This window comes from Paraburkholderia fynbosensis, assembly GCF_902859935.1.
Lineage (GTDB): Bacteria > Pseudomonadota > Gammaproteobacteria > Burkholderiales > Burkholderiaceae > Paraburkholderia > Paraburkholderia fynbosensis.
Window position 1 is genome coordinate 41,030 of sequence record NZ_CADIKI010000007.1, and the last position, 17,087, is coordinate 58,116.

A 17,087-nucleotide genomic window follows, 5' to 3' on the forward strand; every position below is an offset into this window, starting at 1 on the left:
GCGCATCGCGCGGATTTGCGCGGCGGGCCTGCTACCGGTCCGATCGCGTGATTTTGCTGACCTTTCCGTAAACGTCAAGTAATGGTCAAAAAAAAGCAGCCGCGAAGGCTGCTTTCTCTTTGTTACGTGTGCCTTATTTCTGACCACGCAGCTTGCGCAGACGCTGAATCGCAGCGAGCTGAGCCGTCGCGTACGCCAGTTCCGCTTGCGCGGTTGCGTATTCGAGGTTCGAACCGGTGTTTTGCAGCGCTTCTTCTGCACGCTTGCGTGCATCTTCAGCCTTTGCTTCGTCGAGATCCTTGCCGCGAATTGCCGTGTCGGCGAGAACCGTCACAGCGCCCGGCTGGATTTCGAGGATGCCGCCGGCGACGAACACAAATTCCTCTTCGCCGTTTTCAGCTTCGATGCGTACCGCACCCGGACGAATCCGCGTGATGAGTGGCGTGTGGCCCGGCAGAATGCCGAGTTCACCCGCTTCGCCCGGCAGCGCGACGAACTTCGCCTGGCCCGAGAAGATCTGCTCTTCCGCGCTGACGACGTCTACTTTAATGGTTGCCATAACTGTCGACTCCTGTCGACGAGAGGTAGCGCTTCAGCGCTTACTCTCGTCCCATGCAAGGCTGAGGTGAGCGTAGTGAGAGGCGCCCCCTTGCGTTCCGATACAGCACAATCATATCGACACGCATGGCCGCGCCCGCTTCGTTACACCCAACCCTTACTGGATCTTCTTGGCCTTTTCGAAGGCTTCGTCGATCGTGCCGACCATGTAGAACGCTTGCTCCGGCAGATGGTCGCACTCGCCTTCAACGATCATCTTGAAGCCACGGATCGTTTCCTTCAGCGGCACGTACTTGCCCGGCGAACCCGTGAACACTTCGGCAACGTGGAACGGCTGCGACAGGAAACGCTGGATCTTACGAGCGCGCGCCACGGCGAGCTTGTCTTCCGGCGCCAGTTCGTCCATGCCCAGAATCGCGATAATGTCGCGCAGTTCCTTGTAGCGCTGCAGCGTTTGCTGCACGCCGCGCGTGATCGAGTAGTGCTCTTCGCCGATCACGTGCGGGTCGATCTGACGCGAAGTCGAATCGAGCGGGTCCACTGCCGGGTAGATGCCCAGCGAAGCGATGTCACGCGACAACACGACGGTTGCGTCCAGGTGGCCGAAAGTCGTAGCCGGCGACGGGTCGGTCAAGTCGTCAGCAGGGACGTACACGGCCTGAACCGACGTGATCGAGCCGGTCTTGGTCGACGTAATACGCTCTTGCAGCTTGCCCATTTCTTCAGCCAGTGTCGGCTGATAGCCCACTGCCGACGGCATACGGCCGAGCAGTGCCGACACTTCCGTGCCTGCCAGCGTGAAGCGGTAGATGTTGTCGACGAAGAACAGCACGTCGAGGCCTTCATCACGGAAGTGCTCGGCCATCGTCAGACCGGTCAGCGCGACACGCAGACGGTTGCCCGGCGGCTCGTTCATCTGGCCGTACACCAGCGCGACCTTGTCGAGAACGTTCGAGTCCTTCATTTCGTGATAGAAGTCGTTCCCTTCACGGGTACGCTCGCCAACACCGGCGAACACGGAGTAACCACCATGTTCCTTAGCGATGTTGTTGATCAGTTCCATCATGTTCACGGTCTTGCCCACACCGGCGCCACCGAACAGACCGACCTTGCCGCCCTTCGCGAACGGGCAGATCAGGTCGATAACCTTGATGCCGGTTTCGAGCAGTTCGGTCGACGGCGACAGTTCGTCGAACGCCGGCGCCTTCTGGTGAATGCCGCGCACCACGTCCGAGTTGATCGGGCCGGCTTCGTCGATCGGGCGACCCAGCACGTCCATGATCCGGCCGAGAGTCGGCTTGCCGACCGGCACGCTGATCGGGTTACCAGTGTTCTTCACGACCGTGCCGCGGCGCAGGCCGTCCGATGCACCCAGACAGATGGTACGGACGACGCCGTCGCCCAGCTGTTGCTGGACTTCGAGGGTCAGTTCCGAACCTTCGAGAATGAGCGCGTCGTAAATCTTCGGCATGTCCGAACGCGGAAATTCCACGTCGATCACCGCGCCGATGCACTGTACGATCTTGCCTTCTACCAAAGCAGTAGTACTCATCGCTTTTCCTTTAGATACTCAATTCTTCACTCGCGCAAAGGCGCAATTTCGATGGGGTCGCTTAGACGGGGCCGCCTGGACGGGTGCGCCTGACCGGCGCACACGAAGCGGCATGCCTGACCGTCAAGGTCAGACTGCCGCTGCGCCACCGACGATTTCCGACAGTTCTTTCGTGATCGCGGCCTGACGGCTCTTGTTGTATACGAGCTGCAGTTCGTTGATGACCGTCTTCGCGTTGTCCGAAGCGGCCTTCATCGCAACCATCCGGGCCGACTGCTCCGATGCCATGTTTTCCGCGACGGCCTGATAGACCAGCGCTTCGACATAACGCACCAGCAGTTCGTCGACCACTGCCTGCGCATCCGGCTCGTAGATGTAGTCCCACTGTGTGCTCGGCGTCGTGCCGTCTTCTTCCTGGCGCTCGAACTGTTCTGCCGACAGCGGCAGCAGTTGCTCGATCACCGGCTCTTGCTTCATCGTGTTGACGAAGCGTGTGTACGCCAGGTACACCGCCGAAACCTTGCCTTCCGAGTACAGGTCGAGCTGCACCTTCACCGCACCGATCAGCTTTTCCAGATGCGGCGTATCGCCCAGTTGCACGACGTTCGAAACCACCTGAGCACGCAAACGGTTCAGGAAACCCAAGCCCTTGCTGCCGATCGCAGTTGCTTCGATCGTCTTGCCTTGGCCTTCCAGTTCCTTGAACTTCTGCAGCGACGCGCGCAGCACGTTGGTGTTCATCCCGCCGCACAGACCCTTGTCGGTCGTGACGAGGATGATGCCGGCCGCCTTCGCACCTTCGTTCGACACCATGAACGGGTGACGATACTCCGGGTTCGCGCGGCTCATGTGCGCAGCGATATCGCGGACCTTGTCGGCATACGGGCGAGCAGCGCGCATGCGCTCCTGAGCGCGGCGCATCTTCGATGCGGCCACCATCTCCATCGCTTTCGTGATCTTGCGCGTGTTTTGCACGCTCTTGATCTTGCCGCGAATTTCCTTCATTCCAGCCATTGCTTGCTCCTTGTCGGCCCGAGTTAGCGCTTCAGCGCTGACTCGGGTCCCATGCAAAGCGATCGAAGCAGCACGGGTGCATTCACATGTGGCCCGCGCCGCTTCAAGGTCCGTTTATGCCTTGCGGATCACTCGCGGATCAATAAGCGCCGGACTTCTTGAAGTCTTTAAGGGCCGTGTGCAGCAGGCCTTCGTCGTCCTTCGAGAGTTCCTTGGTATCTTCGACGCGCTTGACCAAGTCGGCGTGGCTCGACTTCAGGTATTCGCGCAGGCCCTTTTCGAACGGCAGGACTTGCGAGATTTCGAGGTCGTCGAGGTAGCCGTTGTTCGCTGCGAACAGCGAAATGGCCAGTTCCCACACTTGCAGCGGCTGATACTGCGGCTGCTTCAGCAGTTCCGTCACGCGGCGGCCGCGCTCCAGCTGCTTACGGGTCGCTTCGTCGAGATCCGATGCGAACTGCGCGAACGCCGCCAGTTCACGGTACTGCGCGAGGTCGGTACGGATACCGCCCGACAGCTTCTTCACGACCTTCGTCTGAGCCGCACCACCGACGCGCGACACCGACACGCCAGCGTTAATTGCCGGGCGGATACCTGCGTTGAAGAGGTCGGTTTCCAGGAAGATCTGGCCGTCGGTAATCGAGATCACGTTCGTCGGAACGAATGCGGTCACGTCGCCGGCTTGCGTTTCAATGACCGGCAGTGCCGTCAGCGAACCGCTCTTGCCCTTGACTTCGCCGTTGGTGAACTTCTCGACGTAATCTTCCGAGACGCGAGCAGCACGTTCCAGCAGACGCGAGTGCAGATAGAACACGTCGCCCGGGTAGGCTTCGCGGCCCGGCGGGCGGCGCAGCAGCAGCGAGATCTGGCGGTATGCCCAAGCTTGCTTGGTCAAGTCGTCATAAACGATCAGCGCGTCTTGACCGCGGTCGCGGAAGTATTCGCCCATCGTGCAGCCGGCGTACGGTGCGAGGTACTGCATCGCAGCCGATTCCGAAGCCGAAGCGGACACGACGATCGTGTATTCCAGCGCGCCGGTTTCTTCCAGCTTGCGCACCACGTTCATGATCGACGAAGCCTTCTGGCCGATCGCGACGTAGATACAGAAGAGGTTCTTGCCCTTCTGGTTGATGATCGCGTCGACTGCGACTGCGGTCTTGCCGCACTGGCGGTCGCCGATGATCAGCTCACGCTGGCCACGGCCGATCGGCACCATCGCGTCGATCGACTTCAGACCGGTCTGGACCGGTTCCGAAACCGACTTACGCCAGATCACGCCCGGAGCAATCTTTTCGATTGCGTCGGTCTTCTTCGCGTTGATCGGGCCCTTGCCGTCGATCGGGTTGCCGAGTGTGTCGACCACGCGGCCGAGCAGTTCCGGACCCACCGGCACTTCCAGAATGCGGCCCGTCGTCTTGACGATGTCGCCTTCCGAGATGTGTTCGTACTCACCCAGAATCACGGCGCCGACCGAGTCGCGCTCGAGGTTCAGTGCGAGACCGAAGGTGTTGCCCGGGAATTCGAGCATTTCGCCCTGCATCACTTCCGACAGGCCGTGAATACGCACGATACCGTCGGTCACGGAGATCACGGTGCCCTGGTTGCGAACGTCTGCGCTCGCTTCAAGGCCCTGGATCCGGCTCTTGATCAGCTCGCTGATCTCAGAGGGATTGAGTTGCATTATTCGCTCCTGATAGTCAATTCTGTTGCGTGCCAGCCGCTTCAGCGCCTAAAGCGCTTCAGGCCGTCAGAGCCGTCTGCATGCTGGCAAGCCGCGCGCGGACCGAGGTATCGAGCACTTCGTCGCCGACCGTCACGCGCACGCCGCCGATCAACGACGAGTCCACCTGGACCGTCGGCTTCAGCTTGCGTTTGAATTTGCGTTCGAGACTTGCGACGAGTTCGTTCAACTGCGCGCCCTCGAGCGGGAATGCGCTGACGATCAGCACATCGGCCGCCCCTTCGCGGGCGTTCTTCAACTCTTCGAACTGCACGACGATTTCTGGCAGCAATTGCAGGCGATGATTGTCCACCAGCATTTGCACCAGATTCTTCGCTTGCGCGTTGTCCTTGAGCGGCGACTTGACCGCGGCCAGCAGCAATTCGCTGACCTGGGCGCGGCCTACTTTAGGGCTCGAGGAGATCGACAGCACTTCGGGCAGACGCGCAACCTGTGCCAGCTCCTGCACGAGCGTGGACCAGGCGGCGATGTCACCAGCTTCGGCCACGCCAAACAGCGCTTCTGCGTACGGACGGGCGATGGTTGCAAGTTCGGCCATGATCAGAGCTCGGCTTTCAGTTGATTCAGCAGGTCAGCGTGGGCTGCCTGGTCGACTTCGCGCTTCAGGATCTGTTCAGCACCCTTCACAGCAAGTGCGGCGACTTCGCCGCGCAGCGTTTCGCGCGCCTTCACGACTTGCTGTTCCGCGTCGGCCTTCGCTTGCGCGATGATGCGAGCGGCTTCAGCTTGTGCCTGAGCCTTGATTTCGTCAGCGACTGCCACCGCGCGCTTTTCCGCATCGGCAATACGTTGCTGACCGTCGTTGCGAGCCTGGGCGAGTTCCTGGTCGACGCGCTTGTGAGCAGCTTCGAGTTCTTGCTTGCCCTTTTCAGCAGCCGACAAGCCTTCAGCAATCTTCTTCGAGCGCTCGTCGATGGCATTGATCAACGGCGGCCACACGAACTTCATCGTGAACCACGCGAGGATCAGGAACACGACCATTTGCGCAAACAGGGTTGCGTTGAGATTCACGGTGTTTCCTTAAACGTTGCTAGTTCGGAAAGTGAAACGGCAAGGCGCTCATCGATTCTGTATTCGATCAGCGCCCAAGTGCCCGTTCCGCCCTGCGCCTTTACCAGTTATAGCTCAGGCGCAAACTTCCGAGGAACCTCAGCCTGCCAGCTTCGACAGCAGCGGGTTCGCGAACGCAAACAGCATTGCCACACCAACACCAATCAGGAACGCCGCATCGATCAGACCAGCCAGCAGGAACATCTTGGTTTGCAGCGGGTTCATCAGTTCCGGCTGGCGAGCACATGCTTCGATGTACTTGCCGCCCATGAGGCCGATACCGATACAGGCGCCGATTGCACCCAGGCCGATGATGATGCCGATACCGATGGCGGTCAGACCCTGGATGTTGGCGATGAAAGCTTGCATGATCACTCCTTTGTGAAAAGTCTTTTAGAACTGGTTGGAACTGGGATTTGAAAAACTACGATTCGTGGTCGACGGCGCCGGTTAGTGCGTGTCGTGTGCCTGGCCGATGTACACCAGCGTCAGCATCATGAAAATGAACGCCTGCAGCAGAACGATCAGGATGTGGAAGATTGACCACACGGTGCCGGCGATCACGTGGCCGATGAAGCCAAGCACCGTCGTGTCCGCGCCGAAGCTCCAGAGGCTGCCGAGCAGGGCAATCAGCAGGAACAACAGTTCGCCCGCGTACATGTTGCCGAACAGCCGCATGCCGAGCGACACCGTCTTCGCGACGAACTCGATGATGTTCAGTGCAAGGTTCGGGATCCACAGCAGGGGATGCGCGCCGAACGGAGCGGACAGCAGCTCATGCACGAAGCCGCCGGCGCCCTTGATCTTGAAGTTGTAATAGATCATCAGCGCGAACACCCCGAGGGCGATGCCCAGCGTGCCGTTCAGGTCGGCGGTCGGCACGATGCGGTGGTGCGGGATGACTTCGGACAGACCCAGCCAGCCGATCACGTGGCCCGGCAGGTCGACAGGGATAAAGTCGAGCGAGTTCATCAGCGCGACCCAGACGAACACGGTCAGGGCCAGCGGTGCGATGAAAGTGCGCGTGCCGTGGATCATCGACTTCGATTGATCCTCGACCATTTCGACCAGCATTTCGATCGCGCATTGGAAACGACCCGGCACGCCGGACGTTGCCTTGCGGGCAGCGAGACGCAGGATGAGGATGGTGGCCAGACCGCAAACGATCGACCAGAAAAGGGTGTCCAGATTCCACACGTGAATGTCGAAAATCGACGTCTGGTGCGCGGTGGAAAAGTTCTGCAAGTGGTGCGCGATGTACTCGGACGGATCCATTGCGCGCGTGCCTTCGCTAGCTGCCATATCGTTAAAGCCACCCAAATTGTCGAAAATCGTCTTAGGCCGCACCCGCAGCAATGCTGTATTGCGGGAACACGCCGGGCGCGGACCGTGTCGTATCCGCACACCTGTTGCCGGCGCTGCGCGCCAGCCTGAATTTTTTTGCTGCTAACTGTTTCTGCTACCTTAGCGCCACGCCAAGGCGATCCAGTAAGTCTTGAGCGCAATGAGGTAGGTCACGAGCAGCGGCACCCAGCGTACGTCGTGATACCAGAAAGCGATGGCTACAAACATCGCAATCGTTGTCCCCATCTTGAGCGCTTCGCCGATCATCCAGCTCATCACTGTCTCGGCGCCGCTCAGCGTTCTAAGGCGCGCCGCGAACAGAGCGCCAGGGATCCAGCAAATCGCCCCCCCCAGGAACGCGGACAGCGCAGCAGCGCCCGGCGGCTTGTAGAACAGCCACCACACCAGCGTAACACCCAGGGACAAGACCATTTGCGCCGTCACGACCTTAAAAGGCGTGACGCGCGATGGACGACTCACGTTGGGACCAAACAGCTTTTCAGCCTCGGCCCGCGTGAGCGGAACGATATTGTTATCTTCTTGCTCGACGCCCCACGACTCGTCATGCGTAACTTGCTGGCCGGTGGACGAATCGGAAACGGTGCGTTCAGCGCGGTGCCCGTCGTGCCCATTCTTCGGCGTTTGATTCGACGTTTTGACCGCCATCGCAGTGTTCCGAAAGTCTTGTTCAGCTCGCGAGCTTTCGCTGCGCTTACGGGGTTGCCGTGCAATTAAATCCGGGCGATTGTAAGCGATAGTTGCAGGCAATTCAAGACTTTAGGCCGTTCAATAACCGGCATCAAACGCCCCTTCGCCGCACGCGAACAGCATTCCGCCAAGGGAAAACACGCCAAATGTAAGGCGGCTGGGGGATGGCAAAACGGGGAGTTGGAATCGCGCAGGTTTGCGCCTGATCGTAGGTCGCGCAGACGCTATGGCAGGCGTGTCGAAAACACAACAAACGTCATTTTTTGCGTGCGGGATTGGCCGCCGACGGGTAGAGGGCGAGCGGCGTGGTGGTGCAAGGTTCCTTATAACGGGGCGGCGAAGTCAACGGCAGATTCGCCAGCAAGTTAACGGTCGACTGCGAACAATTGGCTTAACCGCGCCATGCGGGTTAGCGTCATCCGGTGCATGGGCTCTGCCCTCCCCCGCAAGCGGCGCTGATCCTCGCGAAGACACGACTCCACTCATCTGTGGTGAAGGAGGCCTAATGCGCGGCCGGAATCCTAGGCACCGCGCCGGCAGTTACCGCAAGCAGGCCCGCCCGCCTCCCGCGCCGCAACCAAACGGCCTCGTTGGCACGAACAAGATTCGCGTGTGACACACCGATATATCCGGATTCCTTATTATCTGACGCTCACTTTTGCTTAGGAATCCAACCAGATTTGACGTGGGTACGAAGCAACAGAACAGGCCGACCAGGTGCACGCGCAGCGCCCGCACCCGAACGTAGCTGAAGTGCGCCGAATAGCTTACACACGAACGTTGAACCCGCCGCAAGCCTATTCAGCACCCTCCCTACGCGATCTGCGTGTCACGCAGTGGCATTACCACGCAATCGAACGAGAATGCCTTCCAGCGCATCCAGATCGCCGAAGTCCACCAACACTTGGCCCCGGCCGCGTCGACCGAGCTTGATTTTGACCGTTGCCGACAGCAAATCCGACAACTCCTCCTCAAGCCGCCGCGTATCGCGTCCGCCATCCGGATTCGCGCGCGCCTTGACCGCTGGGGCGGCCTTGGTCGTCGTCGTCACCAGTTTTTCGGTTTCACGCACGGACATGCGCTTGTTGACCACCTGATTGGCCAACGTGATCTGCGTGGCGCCGTCGACTGCCAGCAGCGCGCGGGCGTGCCCCATGTCCAGATCGCCGGCCAGCAGCATCGTCTGCACCGGCGACGCGAGGTTGAGCAAGCGCAACAAATTCGAGACCGCGCTGCGCGAACGGCCTACCGACTCTGCCGCCTGCTCGTGCGTGAAATTGAATTCGTCGAGCAAGCGCTGGATACCCTGCGCCTCTTCCAGCGGATTCAAATCCTCGCGCTGAATATTTTCGATCAGCGCCATCGCGGCGGCAGCCTGGTCTGGCACATCCCTCACCAGTACCGGCACCTCGTCGAGACCCGCAAGGCGCGCGGCACGAAAACGCCGCTCCCCCGCAATGATTTCGTATCTGTCCGCCGAAACAGGACGCACGAGGATCGGTTGCATCAGTCCCTGGGCGCGGATGCTGGCCGCCAGTTCCTGCAACGCGCCTTCGTCCATTCGCGTGCGCGGCTGGTACTTGCCCGCCTGCATCTTGCTGAGCGGCAGCACATTGGGCGCACCTTCGATCGTCACCGCTTCCGTGATATCGGCGGTACCGCCTAGCAATGCCTCAAGACCGCGGCCCAATCCCTTCTTTCTTGCTACTGCGTTCATCGTGCTTCCTCGGTCCACTTAGGATGCCTGGGGGGCGTCATTCAACGCGCGCACCCGCTCAATCATTTCCGCGCCGAACTGCACGTACGCCTGCGCGCCGCGCGATGCCCGGTCGAACACCACGCCGGGCAAGCCATAGCTCGGCGCCTCGGCCAGACGTACGTTGCGTGGGATGACCGCGTCGAACACCTTGTCGCCGAAATGCTCTTTCAGCTGATCTGAAACTTGCTGTTGCAACGTGATGCGCGGATCGAACATCACGCGCAGCAGGCCGATCACCTTCAAGTCCCTGTTCAGGTTGGCATGCACCTGTTTGATCGTGTTGACCAGATCGGACAAGCCTTCGAGCGCGAAGTACTCGCACTGCATGGGAATTACGACGCCGTGCGCGGCGCACAGGCCGTTGAGTGTCAGCAGCGACAAAGCCGGCGGGCAGTCGATCAGCACAAAATCGTATTCGCTCTCGACCGCCGCGAGCGCCGTCTTCAACTGCCGTTCACGATTCTGCACGCTGACGAGTTCCACCTCGGCGCCCGCGAGTTCGCGGTTCGCGGGCAATACGTCGTAGCTGACTGCTTCCGGACGAATTCGCGCATCGGCCACCGATACGCTATCCACGAGCACTTCGTAGACGGTGTTCGCGCACGCGGCCTTGTCGATACCGCTGCCCATCGTGGCGTTGCCCTGCGGGTCCAGGTCGATGAGAAGAACTCGCTGTCCCTGCGCTGCCAAGCTCGCGGCCAGATTGACTGTGGTGGTCGTCTTGCCGACGCCACCCTTCTGGTTCGCAACGCAGAAGATTTTTGCCATCGTTGGTGTGTCCCTTTTGCTGCTGGATGAAGAAAAAATCGCTGAAGATACTGGAGCCGATCTGGGCTGCAGCAGCCTCAGTTGTCGGCGTCCACCAGAACCTTGACCAGATGCCGCTCCGCGTCGAGCAACGGTACTTGCAGCCGGATGATCTGTTCCGCGTGGGCACCGGCCGGCAAACGTTCGATTTCACCCTCCGGCCTCACGCCTTTCATTGCCCAGATCGCACCCTGCTCCGCAACCAGATGACGGGCCAGTGTAACGAAATCCGCGAGCTCTGCGAATGCGCGCGAGACGATTACGTCGAACTTTACCGGTACTTCGGCGGCCGGCCGCAAAGTCTCGACGCGGCCAGTCACGACCGACAGGTTGGCAAGGCCGAGTTCGGCCTTCGCCTGCGACTGAAACGCCGTCTTCTTATGAACGATGTCGTTCACGGTGACGGTCCAATCGGGCAAAACGATCGCCAGTACGATTCCTGGAAGGCCGCCGCCCGACCCCACGTCGAGCACCGACGACGGGCCACGCGGCGCGAGATGCGGCACGATCGACAGTGAATCGAGAATGTGCTGGATCAGCATTTGCCGTGGATCGCGGATCGCCGTCAGGTTATAGACGGCATTCCATTTCGACAGCAGCGCGACGTAGTCGAGCAGCTTACCGAGTTGCGTGTCGCTCAAATCGAGGCCGAGTTCACGGACACCGTCCACTAGCAGTGGCGCCAACGCTTGCTGAAAAGGCCCCTTCCGGCTCACCGTCATTGCGTCACCGGCGTGCTATCGGCGCCGGGTTCGGCGGGTTTCGTCGAACGACGGCCGAAGCCGCGCTTCAGATGGACCATCAGCAAGGAAATTGCAGCCGGTGTGATGCCCGAAATGCGCGATGCCTGGCCAATGGTTTCGGGACGGAATTGCGTCAGCTTCTGGCGAGCTTCGAACGAAAGGCCTCGGACTTCCGCGTAGTCCAGCCCTTCAGGCAGGCGCGTGCTTTCGTGGGCCTCATTCCGCTCAATCTCACCGGCCTGACGGTCGATATAACCCTGATATTTGATGCCGATCTCGATCTGTTCCTTGATCTGCGCACGTAATACGTCGTCTTCCGCCAGGATCTCGGGTGCGCCGCATGCGCCGGCACGCAATCCGCAAACGCCATCATAGGTCACGCCCGGGCGGCGCAGCAGATCCGCGAGGCTGTATTCATGGTCGATTGGCTTGCCGAGCAAGGCTGTCGCTTCGTCCGAAGCCAAGGTCTTAGGATTGACCCACGTCGTGCGGAGTCGCTCTGTTTCACGTGAAACAGCGTCGCGCTTGCGGCTAAAGGCGTCCCAACGAATGTCGTCGACCACGCCAAGCTCGCGCCCGATCGCAGTCAGGCGCATATCGGCATTATCTTCCCGAAGGCTCAGACGATATTCGGCGCGGCTAGTGAACATCCGGTACGGCTCGGACACGCCGCGAGTCACCAGATCGTCGACCAGCACGCCAAGATAGGCCTGATCCCGACGTGGACACCATGCTTCCCTGCCCTGCACGTACAACCCAGCGTTGATGCCCGCCAGCAGGCCTTGCGCGGCCGCCTCTTCATACCCGGTCGTCCCGTTGATCTGGCCGGCGAAGAAGAGACCGTTAATCACCTTGGTTTCCAGCGATGCCTTCAACCCGCGCGGATCGAAATAATCGTACTCAATCGCGTAACCCGGCCTCAGGATATGGGCGTGCTCCAGTCCGCGCATCGAGCGCACCAATTCCAGCTGCACATCGAACGGCAGGCTCGTGGAAATCCCGTTCGGATAGAACTCGTTGGTGGTCAGCCCTTCCGGCTCCAGGAAGATTTGGTGCGATTCCTTCGATGCAAAGCGATGGATCTTGTCCTCGATAGACGGACAGTAGCGCGGCCCTACGCCCTCGATGACGCCCGTGTACATCGGCGACCGGTCGAGCCCGCCACGGATGATGTCGTGCGTCCGCTCGTTCGTGTGCGTTACCCAGCATGGCACTTGCCGCGGGTGCTGCTCGACGCGGCCGAGAAACGAAAACACCGGGACCGGGTCCAGGTCACCCGGCTGCTCTTCGAGCTGCGAAAAGTCGATCGTGCGACCGTCGATCCGCGGGGGCGTGCCAGTCTTAAGCCGGCCTTGCGGCAGCTGCAATTCCTTCAGACGTGCAGAAAGCGAAACCGCAGCAGGATCACCCGCGCGACCGCCGGTATAGTTGTTCAGACCCACGTGAATCTTGCCGTCGAGGAATGTTCCGGCCGTCAACACCACCGCCCGCGCGCGGAAACGAATTCCCACCTGCGTCACGGCGCCAACGACACGGTCGCCCTCCACCATCAGATCATCGACTGCCTGCTGGAACAGCCACAGATTCGGCTGATTCTCCAGCCGATGCCGAATCGCCTGCTTGTACAGCAGACGGTCCGCCTGGGCGCGCGTGGCCCGAACTGCGGGGCCCTTCGACGAATTCAGGATACGGAACTGGATCCCGCCCTCGTCCGTCGCGGCTGCCATCGCGCCGCCGAGCGCATCGACTTCCTTGACCAGATGGCCCTTGCCGATGCCGCCAATCGACGGATTGCAGCTCATCTGGCCGAGGGTTTCGATGTTGTGGGTCAGCAGGAGCGTCGTGTTGCCCATGCGCGCCGAGGCCAACGCGGCCTCTGTGCCGGCATGGCCGCCACCAACGACGATGACGTCAAATTCTGTGGGAAAGAGCATTGCGGATCTCACGCCAGATCGTCGCGTGAGCCTTAAAGAAAAGTATGGGCGAATTATAACGGGTTCGGTTTCGGCCCGAATTTCGTCCGAATGGCCATACACAAAAAAAGCGGTGTGTTTCACGTGAAACACACCGCTTCCATCTGTTGCAACTAGCTAAAAAATACGCGCCTACGCTACTTTCTTAGCCAACCCCAGATAGGTTTCGATGACGCGTGGGTTCTGCGCCAAATCCGGGGCGGCCCCCTCCAGCGCTAACTCTCCGGTCTCCAGTACATAGCCATAGTCGGAAATTTGCAAAGCGGCTCGCGCATTCTGTTCGATTAGCAGCGTCGCAACGCCGGTCTGCCGTAATGCGCTAATGATGTGAAAAATCTCTTTTACGATCAGCGGAGCAAGACCCAGACTCGGTTCATCGAGCATCAACAGATCGGGCTTTCCCATCAGCGCACGCCCTACCGCCAGCATCTGCCGCTCACCGCCGGACAATGTACCGGCAGCCTGCTTGCGACGCTCCTTCAGTCGCGGAAAAAGCGTGAAAACAGGCTCGAGCTGGTCGAGGAAATTGCGCTCCCCTGCGCGCTTGCGCCGATATGCTCCGAGGACAAGGTTGTCTTCCACTGTCATCGATGCAAAAAGCTCGCGCTTTTCGGGCACCAGACACATGCCGCGAGCGACCCGCTTCTCGACCGGCACGGCGCTGACGTCTTCGCCCTGATAGACGACGGCGCCCTTCGCATGGCCGGTAGTCGGCAACGCGCCCATGATCGCGTTCAGCAACGTGGATTTGCCCGCGCCGTTTGGGCCGATCACCGAGACAATCTGCCCGGCCCGCACCTTGATCGCCGCGCCGTGCAGCGCTTCGACTTTGCCGTATCGGACCGACAGACCGTCCACATCGAGAATCGGTGCAGCAGCATTCATTGTGTTCCCCATCACTCCACCCCGCCCAGATACGCTTCGAGCACCGCCGGGTCTTGTTGCACATCCAACGGCAAACCTTCCGCGATCCGCGTCCCGAACTCCATGACGACTAGACGATCAGTGAGATTCATCACGAAGTCCATGTCGTGCTCCACCAGCAGCACGCTCATGCCTTCCGCCTTGAGGCGACGCAGCAAATCAGCGAGCTGCAACTTTTCCTGATAGCGCAAGCCGGCCGCAGGCTCGTCCAACAGCAACAACGTCGGGTCACAGCACAAAGCGCGAGCAATTTCGAGAATCCGCTGTTGGCCCAGCGCGAGACTGCCAGCCTCATCGTACATATGCTGTTCGAGCCCAACGCGACGAATCTGGCGAGCCGCCTCCGCCATCAAACGCGCTTCTTCCGCGCCGTTCAGACGCGCGACACTGCGCCAAACGCCGGCCTGGCCGCGCAAATGCGCGCCGATCGCGACGTTCTCGAGCACCGTCATCCCCGGCAGAAGCTTGACGTGCTGGAAAGTTCTGCCGATCCCACGCCTAACGATTTCACGCGAACTCAACGAATCAATACGCTCGCCGCGGAACGTGATCTCGCCACTGGTCGCCTGTAGTACCCCCGTCACCAGATTGAAGGTCGTCGACTTACCGGCGCCGTTCGGCCCGATCAGCCCGATGATTTGCCCCGCTTTCACCTCGAAGCTGACATCGTTGACCGCGACCAGACCACCGAACTGCTTGCGCGCGTTGTTCACCGTCAGCAGGTCTTCTCCGGCCCCCGGCTTGCTGCGCTGCGGCAACGGTTCCGCATGATCCGCCAGATGCGCGCGCGGACCACGGGGGAAGAAGCGTGCGACGAACGGCCAAACCCCTTGGCGGGCGTACTGCAGCAGTAACACCATCAAGATGCCGAATACGATCACTTCGAAGTTGCCGTTCTCACCCAGCAGCTTTGGCAGCAGCGTTTCCAGATAGTCCTGGAGCAACGTGAGGATTGCCGCGCCGAGGACCGCCCCCCACACGTGCGACACCCCTCCCACCACCGCCATGAACAGAAACTCGATGCCGTGATTCAGACCGAACGGCGTCGGATTCACCGCGCGTTGCAGATGGGCATACAGGAAGCCCGACACCGACGCCAGCACGGCTGCATAGACGAAGATCACGACGCGCATCCAGCCAGTATTCACGCCCATCGCCTCAGCCATCATGCCGCCGCCGCGCAGCGCGCGAATTGCCCGCCCCGGCCGGCTATTAAGCAGATTCTGAACAGAGATCACCGCACCGAGCACGACCAGCCAGATCAGGTAATAGATATGCCGACCAGACTCCAGGTTGATGCCGAAAACATTCAGCACCGGAATCCCGTTGATGCCGTCGTACTTACCGAGCATTTCCAGATTGCCGAACAGATAGAACAGCGCAAGCCCCCACGCGATCGTGCCGAGCGGCAGAAAGTGGCCCGACAGACGCATCGTCACGAGGCCCAGCATCAGCGCGATCAATGCGGTCACGACGACGCCCGCGATCAACGCGAGCCACGGCGACACACCATATGTGGTCGTCAGATACGCGGTCGCGTACGCGCCGATGCCGACGAACGCCGCCTGCCCGAAGCTCGTCATCCCGCCGATGCCGGTCAGCAGCACGAGTCCGATCGCGACGATCGAATACAGGCCGATGTAGTTGAGCAGCGTCACCCAGTATTCGGGCACGTGAATCGGCTGCGGCAACACCGGCAGCGCGAATAGCACCACGAGGAACAACCAGAAGAACTTGTTTTGCATGATCCGTTTCATCGTGTCACTCCTCTTCCTCTTCGGCGTGCGGGCTGGCAAGACTTCGCCAGAGCAGCACGGGGATGATCAGCGTGAACACGATCACTTCTTTATAAGCGCTCGCCCAGAACGACGAATATGACTCCAGCAGGCCCACCAGGATAGAGCCCGCCGCCGCCAGCGGATAGCTGACCAGACCGCCGATAATCGCCCCCACAAAGCCCTTCAGACCGATCAGGAAGCCCGAGTCGTAGTAGATGGTGGTCAGGGGTGCCACGAGGATCCCGCACAGCGCGCCGAGCCCGGCTGCCAGCGTGAACGCAAGGCGCCCCGCTTGCGTGGTGCCGATGCCGACGAGCCGCGCGCCGAGCCGGTTCACCGACGTCGCGCGCAACGCCTTGCCCGAAATCGCGCGATCGAAATACAGATACAGCGCGCCGATCAGCACGACCGCGGTGCCGACCACCCACAGACTTTGTCCGGAGATCGACAGGCTGCCGACGTTGAACGTCGCATCCGAGAACGCGGTCGTGCGCGAACCTTCCGCGCCGAACATCACGAGCCCCAGCCCAACCATCGCGAAGTGCACCGCGACTGCCACGATCAACAACGAGAGCGTGGTCGCTTCCGCGATCGGCTCATAGGCAAGCCGGTAGACGAACGGGCCCATCGGAATCACGATCAGAAGCGTCAGGGTGATCTGTACGATCATTGGCAGCGGCTGTAGGAAGACACCCCGCGTGAGCGCGTAGACCGCGATCGGAAACAGCAGATATTTCCCGGCTAGCGTGACCAGGGTCCGTGCCGCGTTTCGGCGACGCTCGGCATGCCGCACCAGCCCCGCCACCTCGACGACGAAGCAGGCCGCGCCCATCGCCATCAGTAGCCAGCAGGTGGCCGGAAATTTCTGTGTCTGCAGTGCAGCGAGCGTCAACGCGCCGTACGAAACAAACTCCCCCTGCGGGATGAAGATCACCCGCGTCACCGAGAACACCAGCACCAGCGCCAGCGCGAGCAGCGCGTAGATCGCACCGGTGGTGATGCCGTCCTGCGCGAGGATCGCCGCAATTGATAGATCCATACTTCCTCGTCCTGAAGCGTCGAAATCGAAATCGGGAAACGGTCGTAGCGTGGCGGCACAAGCCCCGGCCGGCCACCGACCTGCAATGCCTGAAAAG

At 60.6% G+C, this 17,087-nt stretch carries 16 protein-coding genes; all 16 read right to left on the bottom strand.

The genetic code is table 11. From position 1 onward, the window contains the following. Window positions 1–133: 133 nt before the first annotated feature. Window positions 134–559, bottom strand: a complete 426-nt coding sequence (locus tag HV770_RS13310; RefSeq protein ID WP_175160248.1) for a F0F1 ATP synthase subunit epsilon — start codon at window positions 557–559, stop codon at window positions 134–136. 156 nt (window positions 560–715) lie between these two features. After that, complete coding sequence (gene atpD / locus HV770_RS13315) at window positions 716–2,110, bottom strand: F0F1 ATP synthase subunit beta (RefSeq protein ID WP_121316076.1); 1,395 nt, start codon at window positions 2,108–2,110, stop codon at window positions 716–718. A gap of 129 nt (window positions 2,111–2,239) precedes the next feature. Continuing rightward, on the bottom strand, window positions 2,240–3,124 hold the full coding sequence (atpG, locus tag HV770_RS13320; RefSeq protein ID WP_121316077.1) for a F0F1 ATP synthase subunit gamma: 885 nt from the start codon (window positions 3,122–3,124) through the stop codon (window positions 2,240–2,242). Window positions 3,125–3,263: 139 nt separating this feature from the next. Then, window positions 3,264–4,805 (bottom strand): F0F1 ATP synthase subunit alpha, encoded by a 1,542-nt coding sequence (gene atpA / locus HV770_RS13325; protein ID WP_121316078.1) that lies wholly within the window; start codon window positions 4,803–4,805, stop codon window positions 3,264–3,266. Between the two features lie 58 nt (window positions 4,806–4,863). Further along, window positions 4,864–5,403: a F0F1 ATP synthase subunit delta gene (locus tag HV770_RS13330; protein WP_175160250.1), complete on the bottom strand. Its 540-nt coding sequence runs from the start codon at window positions 5,401–5,403 to the stop codon at window positions 4,864–4,866. A gap of 2 nt (window positions 5,404–5,405) precedes the next feature. Next, window positions 5,406–5,876, bottom strand: a complete 471-nt coding sequence (locus HV770_RS13335) for a F0F1 ATP synthase subunit B (protein ID WP_175160251.1) — start codon at window positions 5,874–5,876, stop codon at window positions 5,406–5,408. Window positions 5,877–6,014: 138 nt separating this feature from the next. Beyond that, complete coding sequence (atpE, locus tag HV770_RS13340) at window positions 6,015–6,284, bottom strand: F0F1 ATP synthase subunit C (protein WP_007180033.1); 270 nt, start codon at window positions 6,282–6,284, stop codon at window positions 6,015–6,017. 81 nt (window positions 6,285–6,365) lie between these two features. After that, a complete protein-coding gene (atpB, locus tag HV770_RS13345) occupies window positions 6,366–7,217 on the bottom strand; it encodes a F0F1 ATP synthase subunit A (RefSeq protein ID WP_175160253.1) in 852 nt (283 codons plus the stop codon). A gap of 162 nt (window positions 7,218–7,379) precedes the next feature. Continuing rightward, window positions 7,380–7,925, bottom strand: coding sequence for an ATP synthase subunit I (locus HV770_RS13350; RefSeq protein WP_175160255.1), 546 nt, complete (start codon window positions 7,923–7,925; stop codon window positions 7,380–7,382). A gap of 871 nt (window positions 7,926–8,796) precedes the next feature. Continuing rightward, on the bottom strand, window positions 8,797–9,684 hold the full coding sequence (locus tag HV770_RS13355) for a ParB/RepB/Spo0J family partition protein (protein ID WP_175160257.1): 888 nt from the start codon (window positions 9,682–9,684) through the stop codon (window positions 8,797–8,799). 18 nt (window positions 9,685–9,702) lie between these two features. After that, window positions 9,703–10,494, bottom strand: coding sequence for a ParA family protein (locus HV770_RS13360; protein ID WP_175160259.1), 792 nt, complete (start codon window positions 10,492–10,494; stop codon window positions 9,703–9,705). A 77-nt stretch (window positions 10,495–10,571) separates the two neighbouring features. After that, window positions 10,572–11,255, bottom strand: a complete 684-nt coding sequence (rsmG, locus tag HV770_RS13365; RefSeq protein ID WP_175160261.1) for a 16S rRNA (guanine(527)-N(7))-methyltransferase RsmG — start codon at window positions 11,253–11,255, stop codon at window positions 10,572–10,574. Next, window positions 11,252–13,210: a tRNA uridine-5-carboxymethylaminomethyl(34) synthesis enzyme MnmG gene (gene mnmG, locus HV770_RS13370; protein WP_175160263.1), complete on the bottom strand. Its 1,959-nt coding sequence runs from the start codon at window positions 13,208–13,210 to the stop codon at window positions 11,252–11,254. The genes rsmG and mnmG overlap by 4 nt, the downstream gene beginning before the upstream one ends. 171 nt (window positions 13,211–13,381) lie before the next feature. Then, complete coding sequence (locus HV770_RS13375) at window positions 13,382–14,134, bottom strand: ABC transporter ATP-binding protein (RefSeq protein WP_175160265.1); 753 nt, start codon at window positions 14,132–14,134, stop codon at window positions 13,382–13,384. An 11-nt stretch (window positions 14,135–14,145) separates the two neighbouring features. Next, entirely contained in the window at window positions 14,146–15,930 is a 1,785-nt protein-coding gene (locus HV770_RS13380; RefSeq protein WP_175160267.1) for a branched-chain amino acid ABC transporter ATP-binding protein/permease, read from the bottom strand. 4 nt (window positions 15,931–15,934) lie between these two features. Beyond that, window positions 15,935–16,990: a branched-chain amino acid ABC transporter permease gene (locus tag HV770_RS13385; protein WP_175160269.1), complete on the bottom strand. Its 1,056-nt coding sequence runs from the start codon at window positions 16,988–16,990 to the stop codon at window positions 15,935–15,937. Window positions 16,991–17,087: the final 97 nt, after the last annotated feature.

Excerpts from the sequence above, each read along its gene's own strand:
- HV770_RS13360 (WP_175160259.1), bottom strand. The coding sequence starts at position 10,494 with ATGGCAAAAATCTTCTGCGTTGCGAACCAGAAGGGTGGCGTCGGCAAG.
- HV770_RS13355 (WP_175160257.1), bottom strand. The coding sequence starts at position 9,684 with ATGAACGCAGTAGCAAGAAAGAAGGGATTGGGCCGCGGTCTTGAGGCA.
- HV770_RS13350 (WP_175160255.1), bottom strand. The coding sequence starts at position 7,925 with ATGGCGGTCAAAACGTCGAATCAAACGCCGAAGAATGGGCACGACGGG.
- HV770_RS13385 (WP_175160269.1), bottom strand. The coding sequence starts at position 16,990 with ATGGATCTATCAATTGCGGCGATCCTCGCGCAGGACGGCATCACCACC.
- atpB (WP_175160253.1), bottom strand. The coding sequence starts at position 7,217 with ATGGCAGCTAGCGAAGGCACGCGCGCAATGGATCCGTCCGAGTACATC.
- atpD (WP_121316076.1), bottom strand. The coding sequence starts at position 2,110 with ATGAGTACTACTGCTTTGGTAGAAGGCAAGATCGTACAGTGCATCGGC.
- atpG (WP_121316077.1), bottom strand. The coding sequence starts at position 3,124 with ATGGCTGGAATGAAGGAAATTCGCGGCAAGATCAAGAGCGTGCAAAAC.
- HV770_RS13310 (WP_175160248.1), bottom strand. The coding sequence starts at position 559 with ATGGCAACCATTAAAGTAGACGTCGTCAGCGCGGAAGAGCAGATCTTC.
- atpE (WP_007180033.1), bottom strand. The coding sequence starts at position 6,284 with ATGCAAGCTTTCATCGCCAACATCCAGGGTCTGACCGCCATCGGTATC.
- rsmG (WP_175160261.1), bottom strand. The coding sequence starts at position 11,255 with ATGACGGTGAGCCGGAAGGGGCCTTTTCAGCAAGCGTTGGCGCCACTG.
- HV770_RS13380 (WP_175160267.1), bottom strand. The coding sequence starts at position 15,930 with ATGAAACGGATCATGCAAAACAAGTTCTTCTGGTTGTTCCTCGTGGTG.
- mnmG (WP_175160263.1), bottom strand. The coding sequence starts at position 13,210 with ATGCTCTTTCCCACAGAATTTGACGTCATCGTCGTTGGTGGCGGCCAT.
- HV770_RS13375 (WP_175160265.1), bottom strand. The coding sequence starts at position 14,134 with ATGAATGCTGCTGCACCGATTCTCGATGTGGACGGTCTGTCGGTCCGA.
- HV770_RS13330 (WP_175160250.1), bottom strand. The coding sequence starts at position 5,403 with ATGGCCGAACTTGCAACCATCGCCCGTCCGTACGCAGAAGCGCTGTTT.
- atpA (WP_121316078.1), bottom strand. The coding sequence starts at position 4,805 with ATGCAACTCAATCCCTCTGAGATCAGCGAGCTGATCAAGAGCCGGATC.